The sequence below is a fragment of the Streptomyces sp. NPDC042371 genome, assembly GCF_056437465.1.
Window position 1 is genome coordinate 1 of the sequence record NZ_JBWKAP010000006.1, and the last position, 15,439, is coordinate 15,439.

A 15,439-nucleotide genomic window follows, 5' to 3' on the forward strand; every position below is an offset into this window, starting at 1 on the left:
AGGTGTCCTGGACGGGCTCATTGACGATCATGGTGTGGATGACCCTCCGATCAACGGTGAGGACGGTCGCAGGACCGTGAGGATGTGCGCGGGGGCGCGGCCCGGTTCCAGACGCACGTAGTTGGCCCTGCCCCAGTGGTAGGTCTCGCCGGTGAGCTCGTCGCGCACCGGCACGGACTCGTGCCATTCCAGGCCGAGTTGCGGCATGTCCAACGAGACCGTGGCCTCCTGGGGGTGGTGAGGGTCGAGGTTGGCGACCACCAGAACCGTGTCCTGTCCCGCGCGCTTGCTGTAGACGATGACCGCGTCGTTGTCGGCTTCGTGGAAACGAAGGTTCCTGAGCAGCCGCAGAGCCGGGTGATCGCGCCGGATCCGGTTGAGCGCCGTGATCAGCGGGGCCAGCGAATGGCCCGCACGCTCGGCGTACTCCCAGTCCCTGGGCCGAAGTTGGTACTTCTCCGAGTGCAGGTAGTCCTCGCGGCCCGCCCGGGCCGGGGTGTTCTCGCACAGTTCGTAGCCCGCGTACATGCCCCAGCTCGGCGCGAGCGTCGCGGCGAGCACGGCCCGCACCTCGAAGGCGGCGCGGCCGCCGTCCTGGAGGTACCCGGACAGGATGTCCGGCGTGTTCACGAACAGATTGGGGCGCAGGTACGGGGCGGTCTCGACGGAGAGCTCGGTCAGATGTTCGGTGAGCTCCTGCTTGGTGTTCCGCCAGGTGAAGTACGTGTAGGACTGCTGGAAACCGGCCTGCGCCAGGGCTCGTACGACGGGCGGCCGGGTGAAGGCCTCCGCGAGGAAGACGACGTCCGGGTCGCGCCCGTTGACCTCGGCGAGCACCCGGTCCCAGAACGCGACGGGCTTGGTGTGCGGATTGTCGACACGGAAGATGCGCACGCCGTGCCCCATCCAGAAGCGCAGCAGCCGCACGGTCTCCGCGATCAGCCCCGGCAGATCCTTGTCGAAGCTGATCGGATAGATGTCCTGGTACTTCTTCGGCGGGTTCTCCGCGTACGCGATGGAACCGTCGGGGCGATGGGCGAACCACTCGGGGTGCTTCTCCACCCAGGGGTGGTCCGGCGAGCACTGCAGCGCGAAGTCCAGGGCGACTTCGAGGCCGAGGTCGGCGGCGCGGCGCACGAACGCGTCGAAGTCGTCGAGCGTCCCCAGATCCGGGTGCACGGCGTCGTGGCCGCCCTCCGGCGAGCCGATCGCCCAGGGCACGCCCACGTCGTCAGGACCGGCGGAGAGCGCATTGTCCTTGCCCTTGCGGAAGGTGGTGCCGATGGGGTGGATCGGCGGCAGATAGACGACGTCGAAGCCCATGGCCGCCACGGCGGACAGCCGCTCGGCGGCGGTGTGGAAGGTCCCGGGAACGGGCGGCGCCCCCTCCTCCACGCGGGCGCCCTCCGAGCGCGGAAAGAACTCGTACCAGGCCCCGTAGAGAGCCCGCTGCCGCTCCACGAGCAGGGGCAGTGCCTGCGAGCGCGAGAGCCGTTCGCGCAGAGGGTGCCGCGCAAGGACCGCGTCCACCTCCGGAGCGAGCGCGGCCGCCAGACGCGCGGCCGGGAGCCGATCCTCGTCCTGCAGCGCGGCGACCGCGGCCAGCAGGGCCTGCCTTCCCGCGCCTGCCGACGCCGCGAGCGCCGCCCGCTCGTACAGCAGCGCACCCTCTTCGAGCATCAGCCCGGCGTCGACACCCGCAGGGACTTTGATCTCGGCGGCGCGCCGCCAGTCCGTGACGGGATCCGCCCAGGCCTCCACCCAGTAGGTCCACCGTCCTTCGGCGTCCGGAGCGACCTCCGCGCCCCAGCGGTCACTGCCCGGGGAGAGCTCGCGCATCGGGGTCCGGGGCCCGGGGCGTCCGCCGGGCCCCCGCAGTACGACGTCGGCGCCGACCGCTCCGTGCTCCTCGGTGAAGACAGTGGCGGTGACCTGGAAGATCTCGCCGGGGACGGCCTTCGCGGGGCGACGCCCGCAGTCGACGGCGGGCCGGACATCCAGGACGGGTACGGGGACGGGCTCGGGCACCGGCATGGACGGATCAGGGGGGCCGGAGGTTATCTCCGAAGCTGACGTCATCGGTCCCTCCTACGCCGGGTTCGTGTGGTGCGCGTGGGCGGAGATACAGCTCGGCCGCGTCGGCGGCCTCCCGTGCTTTGCACTCGCCCATCACCACGCACAACGTGTGCGCGGCGTCCTCGAAGTGCATCCGCGCGGAACGGTCGGCGGGGTGGGCGAGCAGCAGTCGCTGCCAGGCCCGGTACTGGCGCAGATGCCGTGCGACGTCAGCTCTGGCGGGAGGCAGCTTCACGCTGGTCACCCCTTACCTCTGCGACGGCGTGCGGTGCACCTGACTCATCGTGCACGCAGGGGCACGCAACGTCCTGTTAGAGATTCAACTACTGGGGGCTGTCGGGGTGCGGTGCGTTCGAGCTCGCCTGTGCCTCGTGTTGCGCAAATGGAGTAGCGCTCTCACGCTGAGAATGACTCAGTAGTGATCAGTGCTCACGTTTCGTGTTCGGGGCTCGGCCGGTCGAGGCCGAGGTGGAGCGGCCCAGCTTCGCCGAGAGGAGCCAAGAGCAATGAAATCCGCGATCCCCTGCTACTACCACCTCGACGTCGAGGTAAGCCCGGAGCGGATCGACCAGGTCAGGCGCATTCTGACCGCGCATCTACGACACTGGGGGCTGGGGGTCCTCAGTGACTCCGTCTGCCATTGCACCGGGGTTCTGCTCCATGAGGTCGAGGAGCACGGAGCCGACAAGAAGACCGTCGTGGAGATGTGGTGGAACGGCCAGCACCTCATCACCGCCGTGTCGGACAGCAACCGTGACCTCCCCCGGCGGCACTACGGGCCGCAGGGCTGTCTGACGCAGATCGCCGCCCTCAGTGACGGCTGGGGCAGCTTCCCGGCGACCCACGGCAAGATCATCTGGTTCTCGCGCCGCGTCCGGGCGCCCGAACGCGCCCCGCTGGCCCCCACGACGCCCGCACCCAGCCTGCGCGAGGCACTGGAGCTGCCCCGCGAGGCCGCCCTCGCCGCCTTCGCGGGCCCCGTCGATGCGGATGCCCGTGCGGATGCGGATGCGGAAGCCGACGCTGAAGCTGCGGTTGCGGCCGCCACGGCCGAAGCGGAGGGCCCTGTCGCGGTCGTGTGACCGTCAGTCCCGCGTACCGGCCCCGCGCATCGGCCCCGCGCGGCGGCGCGACGCACCGGTTGCGGCCCCCGAACGGGCGGCCGCGACCGGCGCAGCGTGTCCGGCCCGATCCGCAATCCCCTTCCGTACGGAGGCAGTCGCGTGCGCACCTGGACCGGCACCCCTTTTCCCCTCGGCGCCACCTACGACGGCGAGGGGACCAACTTCGCCCTGTTCAGCGAGATTGCCGAGCGCGTCGACCTGGTGCTCTTCGACGACGACGGCACGCACCGCAGCGTCACCCTCTCCGAGGTCGACGGCTTCGTCTGGCACTGCTACCTGCCCGGAGTGGGCCCCGGCCGACGCTACGGCTACCGGGTGCACGGCCCCTGGAACCCCGCGGCAGGCCACCGCTGCAACCCGGCCAAGCTGCTCCTCGACCCCTACGCCAGGGCCGTCGAGGGCCAGATGGACAACGACGCGGCGCTCTTCGAGCGTGCGGCCGACGGGCCGGGGCGGGCCGACAGCGCGGGCCACACCCCGCTCTCGGTGGTGACCGACCCGTTCTTCTCCTGGGAGGGCGACAGGGCGCCGAGGCGCCCGTACGCCGACACGGTGGTGTACGAGGCACACGTACGCGGACTGACCCGGACGCACCCCGGCGTGCCCGAGGCGCTGCGCGGCACGTACGCGGGCCTCGCGACCGAGCCGGTGATCGAGCACCTCACGTCCCTGGGGGTGACCGCGATCGAACTGATGCCGGTCCACCAGTACGTGCAGGACGGGTTCCTGCGCGACCGCGGCCTGTCCAACTACTGGGGCTACACCTCCATCGGTTTCTTCGCCCCGCACAACGCCTATGCGGCACACGGCTCGCGCGGCGAGCAGGTCACCGAGTTCAAGTCCATGGTCAAGGCGCTGCACCAGGCCGGGCTCGAAGTGATCCTCGACGTGGTCTACAACCACACCGCCGAGGGCAACGAGAACGGTCCCACCCTCGCTTTCCGCGGCATCGACAACGCCTCGTACTACCGCCTGGCGGAGGACGATCCGGCGCACTACTTCGACACCACCGGCACCGGCAACAGCCTGCTGATGCGCCACCCCAACGTGCTCCAGCTGGTCATGGACTCGCTGCGGTACTGGGTCACCGAGATGCACGTCGACGGGTTCCGCTTCGACCTGGCGGCCACGCTCGCCCGGCAGTTCCACGACGTGGACCGGCTGTCGGCGTTCTTCGACCTGGTCCAGCAGGACCCCGTTGTCAGCCGCGTCAAACTGATCGCCGAGCCCTGGGACGTCGGCGACGGGGGATACCAGGTCGGCAACTTCCCGCCCCTGTGGTCGGAGTGGAACGGCAAGTACCGCGACTCCGTACGGGACTTCTGGCGCGGCGCCGACCACACGCTCGCCGAATTCGCCTCCCGGCTGACCGGGTCGTCGGACCTCTACCAGCACGACCGCCGCCGCCCGCGCGCCAGCGTCAACTTCGTCACCGCGCACGACGGGTTCACCCTGCGCGACCTGGTCTCGTACAACGACAAGCACAACGAGGCCAACGGCGAGAACAACCAGGACGGCGAGAACGTCAACCGCTCCTGGAACTGCGGCGTCGAAGGGCCCACCGAGGACGAGGGGATCCGTCGGCTCCGCGCGCGTCGGCAGCGCAACTTCCTGGCCACCCTCATGCTCTCGCAGGGCATTCCGATGCTCGCCCACGGCGACGAACTCGGCCGCACCCAGCAGGGCAACAACAACGCCTACTGCCAGGACAGCGAGCTCTCCTGGATCGACTGGGACCTCACGGACGAGCAGCGCGACCTCATCGGCTTCACCCGCCGGGCCATCGGGCTCCGGCTCGCCCACCCCGTCCTGCGCAGACGCCGCTTCTTCCGGGGTGACACGGCCACGCACCGGGGCCAGCCGCTCCCGGACCTGGTGTGGCTGCGGCCCGACGCGCTGGAGATGAGGGACCAGGACTGGCGGCGCGCCGACGCGCACGCCGTCGGCGTCTTCCTCAACGGCGACGCCATCGCGGAGCCCGACGCCCACGGCAGGCCCGTGGTCGACGACTCCTTCCTGCTGTTGCTGAACAGCTACCGGGAACCGGTCCTCTTCGTCCTGCCGGACGCCGCGTACGGCGAGCGCTGGACCGCGCAGATCGACACCTCGGAGCCACTGGGGGTGGCGGACGAGGTGGAACACAAGGCAGACGCCGAGGTCTGCCTGGAGCCCTACAGCCTGCTCCTGTTGTCCCGCCCCGCCCGCGTCACCGCTGTCAGCGCACGGTCACGTTGAAGACGGGGGAGGCCGTCGACTTGTTGACGACGCGCAGATCGTTCTTGCCCTTCAGGCCGAGCTTGACGCCCAGGGAGTAGGCGCCGTTGCGGGCGACGGGGGCGGAAGCGGGCAGGGAGACCCACTGGCCGCGCTGCTTCTGCTGCAGGGTCACCTTGCTGCCCGGCTTCAGGCCGGTCGCGGTGCCGGTGACGCGGAACAGCTGCCACGCCTTGACGGACTTCACCGAGGGCTTCGCGGTGATCTTGGCCGTCGCGGCCGGGGCCTTCTGCGCGACGGAAGCGGGGTGCGTGGCCGGGGTCGCGGCCGTGGCGGCGGTGCTCGCCATGGCGACGGAGACCGCGCCGATGATGCCCACGGCAGCGATGCGCAGGGAGTGCCGCTTGGTGACGATCATGGAGATGCCTTTCCGTAAGGACATGGGGAGTTCACGCAGAAGGTGCGCTATTTCCCATTGGGGCCAATCACGACTGATTAGACGGCTGAACTCCCGTTTGCGTTGTCCTCGCAATGTCACCGTCCTGCAACAGGCGCTGCCCCTGTCACCGCCGCCGGTGCGGCGATCCGCATGGGCCGTTGGCTTGGTCGTGGTCGGAGGCGGCGCGATTGAGTGGGCCAATGGACCAGCCGTGAGGGGCTCGGTTGAGCCAGATGGTGATGAGATGGTCTGATGGACCTGTCGATGGCGCTGCGGATCTCCGCGGCGCCTTTTTCATGCGGGCAGATCGAGACGGGCACGGAAGGGGCGGCGGAGTTTTGCTGAAGAAGGTGTTCGTGGCACCGGATCCGGGAGGAATCCGGTGGCGCTTCGCTTCGAGGGCCGTACTCGGCATCTCATTGGCAGTGGTCGTGTGCGGTCTGGCCGGACACTCGCTCGTCGCCGCGATCACGGGTGGGCTCGCCGCGCTCCTCGCCCTCTTCACCGTCACGGACACGACAGTGCGGGGGCAGGCGATCACCACGGCGCTGCTGCCCGCCGTCGGGTTCCCCGTGCTGGCCATCGCGGCGTCACTGCACGCCATTCCGGTGGCGCGGGACCTCGCCTTCCTCGCCGTGATGGGCCTCGGCGTGTACGCACGGCGGTGGGGGCCGCGCGGGCACTCGCTCGGCGTGTTCGCCTTCATGACCTTCTTCATCAGCCAGTTCCTCCACACCGAGCCGGCGCAGCTGCCCCAGCTCTTCGTCGCGGTCCTGCTCTCGCTCGCGGCTTCATCGACCGTGCGCTTCGGTCTTTGGTGCTACGAGCGCAGGCTGCCGCCCGGCGCCGTACCGCCCGCTCCGCAGGCCGCCGGGGGACTGGCCAGGGCCACCACCCGGCAGGCGATCCAGGCGGCCGCGGGCGGCGCCTTCGCGCTGGCCGTGGGGCAGCTGCTCTCCGGTGAGCGCTGGTACTGGGCAGTGGGAGCCACATGGTGGGTGTTCGTCAACACCACCTCGCGCGGCGAGACGGTCGTGCGCAGCTTCCGGCGAGTGCTCGGCACGCTGATCGGGATGGCCGCGGGCCTCGTCCTCGTCGTACCCCTTGAGGGCTCGCCCGTTCCCAGCGCCCTGCTCGTGGCGATCGGCGTCTTCGGCATCTTCTACACGGCCGCGGTGTCCTACACCTGGATGATGCTCTCGGTGACGGTGCTCGCCGGGTCGCTGTACGGCCTGCTCGGCGTGCTGGACGCGAGCCTGCTCACGCTGCGGCTCGCCGAGACCGGCATCGGCGCCCTCGGCGCGGTCATCGCCGTGCTGCTCGTGCTGCCGATCACCACGCACGCCACGACCGAGGCCTGGATCGAGAAGGCGCTCCGCTGCGTGCACGACTGCACCAAGGAAGCGGCCGCACGGCTCGCGGGCACGGAGTCCGCCGACCCGGCCCGCCGCATCACCGAACTGGAAGCGATCCTCGGGCGCGTGCGCATGTCCCTCGCGCCGCTCGTGCATCCGCTCAGCCCGCTGAAGACCCGGAAGGGGCGCGCCCTTCAGGTGGTCGCGCTGCTCGACAACTGTGCGCGCGAGGTACGGGGGTTGGCCGCCGTCGCCGCCGATCCGGAGGCGTCGCACGACGCCCGGCTGGCCGCCGCGTGCCACCGTGTCGAGGTCGCGGTCGAGGCCCTGACCACGCAGCAGGCGGCACCCGCCGAGGTCAGCGCCGTCGCCGACCTGCCGCACGCCGTCATGGAGCCCGCCCTCGCGCATCTGCACAGCCTGGAGCGGGCCCTGGTCGACCTCGCCACCCCCCTCCAGAGGTCGGGACGCGCTCCGTTGCTGGGGGCCTGACCCCGAAACCTCAGGTCCGGAGCGGGCCGCCGGTGTCCGGGTCGCCGCCGTTCTCGAAGGCGTGGCGCAGGCGCAGCAGGCCGCGCCGGGCGTGACTCTTGACCGTGCCGAGGGGCCAGCCGGTGACGACGGCGATCTGGGGCTGCGTGAGGTCGTCGTAGAACGCCAGGCGCAGGACCTTGCGCTGCGGTGACGGCAGGCGGGCCAGTTCGTGCTCGACGAGCAGCTGGTCCAGCACGCCGTCCAGGGAGTACGCCTCCTCGGTGCGCACGGCGAGCGCCGCGCCCGCGGCGTCCACCAGGGCGGCCCGACGGGTGCGCGCGGACAGCGCGTCGGCGACCTTGCGCCGGGTGATGCCGATGAGCCAGCCCGCCAGGGTGCCGCGGCTCGGGGAGTAACCGGCCCGGCCGCGCCAGGCGGCGATGAACACCTGCTGCGTCACGTCCTCGGCCTCCCGCGCATCCCCGAGCGAGCGCCGGGCGACACAGTTCACCAGCGCGGCCCACCGGTGATGGACGACGGCCAGGCAGGCCTCGTCCCCTGCCACGAATCCGGTGGCCAGGTCCTCCTCGTCCCGGTCGGCCGCGCGGCCCGGCAGGGGGGCGGGACGGCTCTCGGCGACCGGTCGGCTGGCGATCATGGGCGGCGGCTCCTTCTGCAGGGGCACCGCTTCTTCCGCCCCGGGGTGGTCCGGCGCGGGCAGGCGGCTTGGTGCCGATCCTTCGCGCGGGCAGCGGGTCGAGCAACGTGCATCGATTCTGCGTCGTATTTTGGAGGGCATGAACGATTCAGCAGGCACGGAGCCGCCGGGGCCGCCCGGGGCCGCGATGACCTCGGGAGCCGTCGCCCGGCGCCTGGGCGTCTCGCCGACGACGCTGCGCAGCTGGGACCGCCGCTACGGCCTGGGGCCCGCGGTCCGTCCGCAGGGGCGCCACCGGCGCTGGGCGCCCCAGGACATCGCCATGCTGGAACACATGTGCAGGCTCACGGCGAGCGGCATCCCGCCCGCGGAGGCGGCACGCCTGGTCAAGAGGTCCGCACCGGCTGCGCGAGCCGTACCTGCCACGGGAGCCGTAGCTGCCCCGGCTCCTGAGCCGCCCCCTGCTGCCGCAGCGCGAAACGATTCTCCGGAGGGAGGAGAGGGACCCGAGGGACCCCAGCCGTCGGCCGGGTTCGGAGCCCCGCCGCTCCGACGGCGCCACCGCAACGCCAGCACCGCGCTGCCCCTCGGTCACGTGCGTCAGGAGTGCCGCGGCCTGGCCCGCGCCGCGGTCCGGCTGGACGCGCACGAGGTGCAGAGCAGGCTGAATGCGCTGGTCGGTGAGCACGGTCTCGTACCCGTGTGGGAAGAGGTCATGGTGCCGACGCTGCGGGCGGTGGGGCGCAAGTGGGAGCTGTCGGACGACCGCTATGTGGAGGTCGAGCACCTCCTGTCCTGGCACATCTCCACCACCCTGCGCAGTGCCCCGCTGCTCCGGCCGCACACCGCACCCCTCATCGACAGTTCCCCGGTCCTGCTCGCCTGCATGGCGGACGAGCAGCACACCCTGCCTCTGGAAGCGCTCAACGCTGCCCTGGGTGAGGAGGGGGTGCCGACCCGCATGCTGGGTGCGGCCGTTCCGGCGGAGGTGCTCGTCGCCGCGGTGCGGCGCACCGGGCCCGCGGCCGTCGTGCTCTGGTCGCAGGCCCGTCGCACGGCCGGGGAGGCGGTCGCCCGCCGGGTGGCGGCCATGGAGTGGGGGCCCGCGGGGGCCCGCAGGCGCGCCCTCGTGCTGCCGTCGGGGCCGGGCTGGGGACGGGCCGCGCTCACCGGGCTGGCCCGCTGCACCAGCCTCCGGGACGCCGTCACCCTCCTGAGCACGCCCCACCGCACGGCCGACGCCCTGCCCTCGGCCCGCGAGGTCCTCGCCGACCTGCGCAACGGCCGCGCCTAGGGACCTTCCTTCGGGACCCTCCGACGGGACGTCCGACGGATCTCCGCGCCGTCGGTGCATCCAAGTGGCGGTCCCGTGCGGAAAGCTGGGCATGGGCGGACGACCGGCGAGGGGCTTCATGCAGGACACGGACATCGCCATCGTGGGGGCAGGTGCGGCGGGCCTGTCGCTCGCCTACCGGCTGGCTGTCGGCCGTCCCGGTGGCCGGACGCCGTCGGTGGTCCTGGTCGACGCGCCCGCGGGGCCGCTGAAGCCCGCGGAGCGCACCTGGTGCTTCTGGGAGGAGCCGCACGGCGAGTTCGACGCCGCCCTGACCGCCGTCTGGGACACCCTGCGCGTCCGCGCCCCCGACGGCGCCGCCGTCGCCGCCTCGCCCGCCCCGCTGCGCTACAAGATGCTGCGCTCCAGCTCCTTCGAGTCCCTCGTCGGCGACCGCCTCGCCGACGAGTCGAACGTGGCACGCCTGGAGGCGGTGGTCGAGGAGATCCGCGACGTCGGCAACGGCGCCGAGGTCCACACGCGCACACCCGGCGGGCGCCCCCTGACGCTGTGCGCCCGATGGGTGTTCGACTCGCGCCCGTTGAGAGTCCTGCCGCCGGGCAGGACCACGCTGCTGCAGCACTTCCACGGGTGGTTCGTCACGACCGACCGGCCCGCCTTCGACCCCCTGGTCGCGGACCTGATGGACTTCCGCACCCGCCAGCCCTCGCACGGCCTCTCCTTCGCCTACGTGCTGCCCACCAGCCCGCACCAGGCCCTGATCGAGTACACGGAGTTCTCCCGCCAGGTCCTCGACGACGAGGCGTACGACGAGGCGCTGAGGCAGTACCTGACACACGAACTGGCCCTCGGCGCCCACGAAGTCGTCCGCGTGGAGCACGGCGTGATCCCCATGACCGACGCGCGCTTCCCGCGCCGCGCAGGACGCTCCGTCTTCCGCATCGGCACCGCGGGCGGCGCGACCCGGCCCTCGACCGGGTACACCTTCGCCGCCATCCAGCGACAGACACGCGCCATCGCCGCCGCCTACCACCGGGGCCGCACCCCACAACCGCCCCCCGCGCACTCGGCGCGGTCACGGGCCATGGACGCCGTACTGCTGCGTGCCCTGGACACCGGCCGGGTGAGCGGGGCGTCGTTCTTCACCCGCCTCTTCCGCCAGGTCCCCATGGAGCGGCTGCTCCGCTTCCTCGACGGGCGCACCAGCGTCCGCGAGGACCTGACGATCGGCCTGCACACCCCCGTGGGCCCGATGCTGTGCACGGCCGCCGAGCTGCCCCGGCTGCCCAAGTACCGGGCCCACGCCCCCGCTTCAGCCCCCACCCCCACCCCCGCGCCCGGGTCGGCCGACCGGAAAGAGAACTGAGATGACCGTGCTGCGCGACGACACGCTGTCCGCCGCGTTCGACCACGCCGCCCGCACCTACGACCGGCTGGTCGCGGCCAACCCCGGCTACCACGCGCACCTCCGCCGCTCCGCCCGGCGGCTGCAACTGCCAGGTGCCGGAGCCGGGTTGCGGCTGCTCGACCTGGGCTGCGGCACCGGCGCCTCCACGGCGGCGCTGCGCAGCGTCGCGCCGCTGGCCGAGATCGTCGCGGTCGACGCGTCGGCGGGCATGCTGGAGCGCGCCGAGGCCAAGCCCTGGCCGCCCACCGTGACGTTCGTGCACGCCCCCGCCGAAGGGCTCGAACAGGCGGGCGTGGAAGGCCCCTTCGACGCGGTCTTCGCCGCCTACCTGTTCCGCAACCTCGCCGACCCGGACGCCGTACTCGCCACGGTCCGCGCGCTGCTCGCCCCGAACGGCCGACTGGCCGTGCACGAATACACCCTCAGCGGGCGCCTGACGGACCGTCTGGTGTGGACGGCCGTCTGCAAAGCGGTGGTGCAGCCCGCGGGCACCCTGGCCGGTGACGGCGCCCTCTACCGGCATCTGTTCCGCAGCGTGTCCGGCTTCGACACCGCCGACGCGTTCGCCGCACGCACCCGAAGGGCCGGGTTCACCCGCGTACGCGTCCTGCCGATGCCCGGCTGGCAGACCGGCATCGTGCACACCGTGCTGGCCTCGGCCGACGACTCCGGCGAGGCGGCCCGATGAACCGTCACGTCACGGCACCGGCCGCGGCGGCCCGCCGCGGCCGCGACCGCCGCGCCCGGGTGTGGCAGGCCCCGTCAGGACTCGCGCGCGTGCCGCAGGGCCAGACCCGCACGACGGCCGTCGTGGGCGGCGGCCTCGCCGGTCTGGCCGCCGCCACGGCCCTGGCCGAACGCGGCGTCGAAGTGACCCTGTACGAGCGCGAGTACCAGCTGGGCGGCCGCCTCGCAGGCTGGCCCATCGAGCTCGCCGACGGCTCCACGGCCACCATGACCCGTGGCTTCCACGCCTTCTTCCGCCAGTACTACAACCTGCGCGGCCTGCTGCGCCGGGTGGACCCCGGCCTGACCACGCTGACCGGCCTGCCCGACTATCCGCTGCGGCACAGCGCGGGATTCCGGGACAGCTTCGCGAAGGTGCCGCGCACCCCGCCGTGGAGCGCACTCGGCTTCGCCGCGCTGAGCCCCACCTTCGGCGTGCGCGACATGGCCCGGATGAACCCCCGCGCCGCACTGCCCCTGATGGATGTGCGCGTCCCCGAGATCTACCGGCAGCTCGACCGCACCAGCGCGCAGGAGCTCCTCGAACGCATCCGGTTCCCCGAAGCGGCCCACCACCTGGCCTTCGAGGTGTTCTCCCGCAGCTTCTTCGCCGACCCCCGCCAGCTCTCGGCCGCCGAACTCGCCCTCATGTTCCACATCTACTTCCTCGGCTCCAGCGAGGGTCTGCTCTTCGACGTACCGCAGGAACCCTTCCCGGCGGCCCTCTGGGAGCCGCTGGCCGACTACCTCACCGGTCACGGCGTCGACATCCGCACCGGGGACCCGGTGGAGAGCCTGCAACCGGCACCGGGCGGCGGGTTCCGCGTCACCACCGAGAACGGCGGAACACAGCACGACACCGTGGTGCTCGCCCTCGACACGGCGGGCCTGCAACACGTCGTCGCACGGTCGCCCCGGCTGGCCGACCGCCAGTGGCGGGAGCGGATCATGCGGCTGCGCACCGCCCCGCCCTTCCTCGTCTCCCGGCTGTGGCTCGACCGCCCCGTGGCCGCCGACCGCCCGGGGTTCATGGGAACCAGCGGATTCGGGCCCCTGGACAACGTCAGCGTGCTGGAACGGTGGGAGGGCGAGGCCCTGCGCTGGGTCGCCCGCACCGGCGGCTCGGTGGTCGAACTGCACGCCTACGCGGTGGAGTCGGGCACCGACCGGACAGCGGAACAGGAACGCCTGCGGGTGCAGTTGCAGCGCCTCTACCCCGAGACGCGCGACGCCAAGATCGTGGACGAGCGGCACGAATGGCGTGCCGACTGCCCGCTGTTCGAGGTGGGCGGCTACCAGGACCGGCCCACCGTGCACACCGCGGACCCGGCCCTGACGGTCGCGGGCGACCTGGTCCGCGCCGAGCTGCCCGCCGCCCTGATGGAGCGTGCCGTGACGACGGGATTCCTCGCCGCGAACGCGCTGCTCGCACGCTGGGGGCTGAGCGGCCAGACACTGTGGTCGGTCCCGGACCGGGGGCGGGTGCGGGCGCTGCGGGCACTCAACCGGCTGGTCGGCACATGAGAGCCTGAGGCCGAGAACGCCGCCCCAGTGATCACGCGACCGGGTGATCACCCGATCCGACATCCAGACGACCGGTGGAGAGTGTCCGCATGGCAGGCAGCGTTCCGGAGCCCGACGACCTGTTCGTCGGGCGGGCGGCCGAGCGGGAGCGGCTGGTTCCGGCCCTCACCACGCATCGGCTGACCACCCTCACCGGACCGGGGGGCGTGGGCAAGACCCGGCTCGCCTCCCACACCCTCCGCTTCTTGTCGGACCCGGAGTCCGAGGCGCTGGGCGAGGCCCGCTGGGCCGATCTGGGAGCCCTGCCGGACGAGCGGCGGCTGGTCGAGACCGTCGCGGAAGCCGTCGGGTTCGCGGACCACACGCACGGCAGACCGCTCGAGGCGCTCTGCGGCTGGTTGTCCGACCGGCGGATCCTGCTGGTGCTCGACTCCTGCGAGCACCTCGTCGCCGCCTGCCGCGAGTTGCTCGGCGAGCTGCTCACGGTCTGCCCGCGGCTCACCGTCCTGGTCACCAGCAGGCAGCGGCTCGACATGCCCGCCGAAACCGTCATCGAGGTCGACCCGCTGCCCCATGAAGGGGACGCGTTCGCGCTCTTCATCGACCGTGCCGTCGCCGTGGCTCCCGCCCTGAGCATGCGGACCGCGCAGCAGGACGAGGACGCCGAGGAGGTCTGCCGACTGCTCGACGGCGTCCCCCTCGCCCTGGAGCTCGCCGCCGGACAAGTCATGCACCACACCCTCAAGGAACTGCGCAGCCGTCTGCACGCGCAGGAGCCCACGCTGACGGCCGTGCGGCCCGTCTGGCCCCGCCGCCATCGCTCCCTGCGCACCGCCATGGGGTGGAGCCACGAACTCTGCGATCCGCTGGAGCGGTTGCTCTGGGCGCGTCTTTCGGTCTTCCGGGACACCTTCGACGAGGACTCCGCCCGCAGCGTCTGCTCAGGGGGGCCGATGTCCGCGGAGGCGGTCGGGATCGCGCTGCGCGGGCTCACGGCCAAGTCGGTGGTCACCCGCAGGCCGGACGGCCGGTTCCGGCTCCTGGGCAGCGTCCGCGACTACGGCTGGATGTGGCTCGGCGAGCTCCAGCAGCGCGAGACCGTCCGGAACCGCCACGCCGCGTACTTCCTCGCGCTGGCCCGGTCCGCCGACGCGGGCTGGTTGGGCCATGACCAGGCCGCCTGGTACCGGACGATCGGGGAGGCCCACACCGATCTGTGCGCCGCCCTCGACCACCTCATGGACACGGCGCCCCACCGGGCCGTGGAACTCGCGGGCCTGGTCGGCTTCTTCTGGAGCTGCTGCGGCCACCTCCGCGAGGCACGCGCCTATCTGACCCGGGCCCTGCCCCTCTCCCCGTCCCACACCCCGGAACGGGCCAAGGCCCAGTGGGCGCTGGGGGTGGCCGTACTGTTGCAGGGAGACCACCGCACGGCCACGGACCTCGGCCGCCGGTGCGCACGGGACGCGGCACGTTCGGACGACGCGGAAGGACGCCTCGCGGCCGCCTATCTGCTGGGCATCACCCACCTGTTGTCGGGCCGGGCCGACAAGGCGCACACGGTCGCCGTCGACGCGCTCCGGCAGGCACCGGCATCACCCTTCGCCTCGCCCTCGGTCCTGCGCTGCCATCTCGTCGAGGTGTTCGCCCTCACCGGTCTCGGCCGGCTGACGGAGGCGGCGAGCAAGGCCGCCTCGCTGCGGGCGGGCTGCGCGGCGCGCGACGAGTGCTGGACGCGGGCCTACAGCGATTACCAGCTGGCGCTCATCGCGCTCATCCAGGGCGAACCGGAGCGGGCCACCGAGTGCGCCCGCGCCATGCTGGCGGGCAAACGCCGGGTCGGGGACAGCTTCGGCATCGCGCTCGGCATGGACCTGCTGGCCGCGGCGGCCGCGGCACAGGGCCAGGGGGAGACGGCCGCGCTGCTCTCCGGTGCGGGCGAGTCGTGCTGGCGCTCGGTGGGACACACCCAACGGGGCATGCCCGAACTGCGCGACGTACGCGAGACGTGCTGGCAGACGGCCCGCGCCACCGTGGGCGAGACGCTCTTCGAGCAGGCGTTCCAACGCGGCATGGAGGCCGACACCGGCGCCGTCGTCACCCTGGCGGTCGAAGGGCGCCTCTCCAGCGGGGTGTGACGCGCCCTT

The 15,439-nt window shown here is 72.2% G+C and carries 12 protein-coding genes; 8 read left to right on the plus strand and 4 right to left on the minus strand.

What is annotated here, in order from left to right; all coding sequences use genetic code 11:
- Positions 1-27: 27 nt before the first annotated feature.
- Positions 28-2,034, minus strand: a complete 2,007-nt coding sequence (locus AC068B_RS19080; protein WP_478672747.1) for an alpha-1,4-glucan--maltose-1-phosphate maltosyltransferase — start codon at positions 2,032-2,034, stop codon at positions 28-30.
- 7 nt (positions 2,035-2,041) lie between these two features.
- A complete protein-coding gene (locus AC068B_RS19085; protein ID WP_478672748.1) occupies positions 2,042-2,311 on the minus strand; it encodes a DUF5133 domain-containing protein in 270 nt (89 codons plus the stop codon).
- 271 nt (positions 2,312-2,582) lie between these two features.
- Here AC068B_RS19085 and AC068B_RS19090 point away from each other — a divergent pair, with 271 nt between their 5' ends.
- Both AC068B_RS19090 and glgX read left to right on the plus strand, forming a co-directional pair.
- On the plus strand, positions 2,583-3,158 hold the full coding sequence (locus tag AC068B_RS19090) for a pep a2 (protein WP_478672749.1): 576 nt from the start codon (positions 2,583-2,585) through the stop codon (positions 3,156-3,158).
- A 141-nt stretch (positions 3,159-3,299) separates the two neighbouring features.
- The gene (gene glgX, locus AC068B_RS19095; protein ID WP_478672750.1) at positions 3,300-5,435 is read left to right on the plus strand and encodes a glycogen debranching protein GlgX; all 2,136 of its coding nucleotides are present in this window, start codon (positions 3,300-3,302) and stop codon (positions 5,433-5,435) included.
- Here the strand turns inward: glgX and AC068B_RS19100 are convergent.
- Complete coding sequence (locus AC068B_RS19100; RefSeq protein ID WP_478673270.1) at positions 5,416-5,832, minus strand: hypothetical protein; 417 nt, start codon at positions 5,830-5,832, stop codon at positions 5,416-5,418. The two genes, glgX and AC068B_RS19100, sit on opposite strands and share 20 nt — an antisense overlap.
- Before the next feature lie 359 nt (positions 5,833-6,191).
- On the opposite strand from AC068B_RS19100, the gene AC068B_RS19105 reads away from it, so the two are divergent.
- Positions 6,192-7,700 (plus strand): FUSC family protein, encoded by a 1,509-nt coding sequence (locus tag AC068B_RS19105; RefSeq protein WP_478672751.1) that lies wholly within the window; start codon positions 6,192-6,194, stop codon positions 7,698-7,700.
- 10 nt (positions 7,701-7,710) lie between these two features.
- On the opposite strand, the gene AC068B_RS19110 is transcribed toward AC068B_RS19105, so the two are convergent.
- A complete protein-coding gene (locus AC068B_RS19110) occupies positions 7,711-8,340 on the minus strand; it encodes a sigma-70 family RNA polymerase sigma factor (RefSeq protein WP_478672752.1) in 630 nt (209 codons plus the stop codon).
- Positions 8,341-8,479: 139 nt separating this feature from the next.
- Here AC068B_RS19110 and AC068B_RS19115 point away from each other — a divergent pair, with 139 nt between their 5' ends.
- The 5 genes from AC068B_RS19115 (at position 8,480) to AC068B_RS19135 (ending at position 15,430) form a co-directional block, all read left to right on the plus strand.
- On the plus strand, positions 8,480-9,634 hold the full coding sequence (locus AC068B_RS19115) for a MerR family transcriptional regulator (protein WP_478672754.1): 1,155 nt from the start codon (positions 8,480-8,482) through the stop codon (positions 9,632-9,634).
- A 118-nt stretch (positions 9,635-9,752) separates the two neighbouring features.
- Positions 9,753-11,000 carry a lycopene cyclase family protein gene (locus AC068B_RS19120; RefSeq protein ID WP_478672755.1) on the plus strand — a complete coding sequence of 416 codons (1,248 nt, stop codon included), beginning with the start codon at positions 9,753-9,755 and terminating at the stop codon, positions 10,998-11,000.
- Between the two features lies 1 nt (position 11,001).
- Entirely contained in the window at positions 11,002-11,730 is a 729-nt protein-coding gene (locus tag AC068B_RS19125; protein ID WP_478672756.1) for a class I SAM-dependent methyltransferase, read from the plus strand.
- Entirely contained in the window at positions 11,727-13,292 is a 1,566-nt protein-coding gene (locus tag AC068B_RS19130) for an FAD-dependent oxidoreductase (RefSeq protein ID WP_478672758.1), read from the plus strand. Before AC068B_RS19125 ends, AC068B_RS19130 begins: the two co-directional genes overlap by 4 nt.
- Positions 13,293-13,381: 89 nt before the next feature.
- Entirely contained in the window at positions 13,382-15,430 is a 2,049-nt protein-coding gene (locus tag AC068B_RS19135) for an ATP-binding protein (protein ID WP_478672759.1), read from the plus strand.
- The last annotated feature ends 9 nt before the right edge of the window (positions 15,431-15,439 follow it).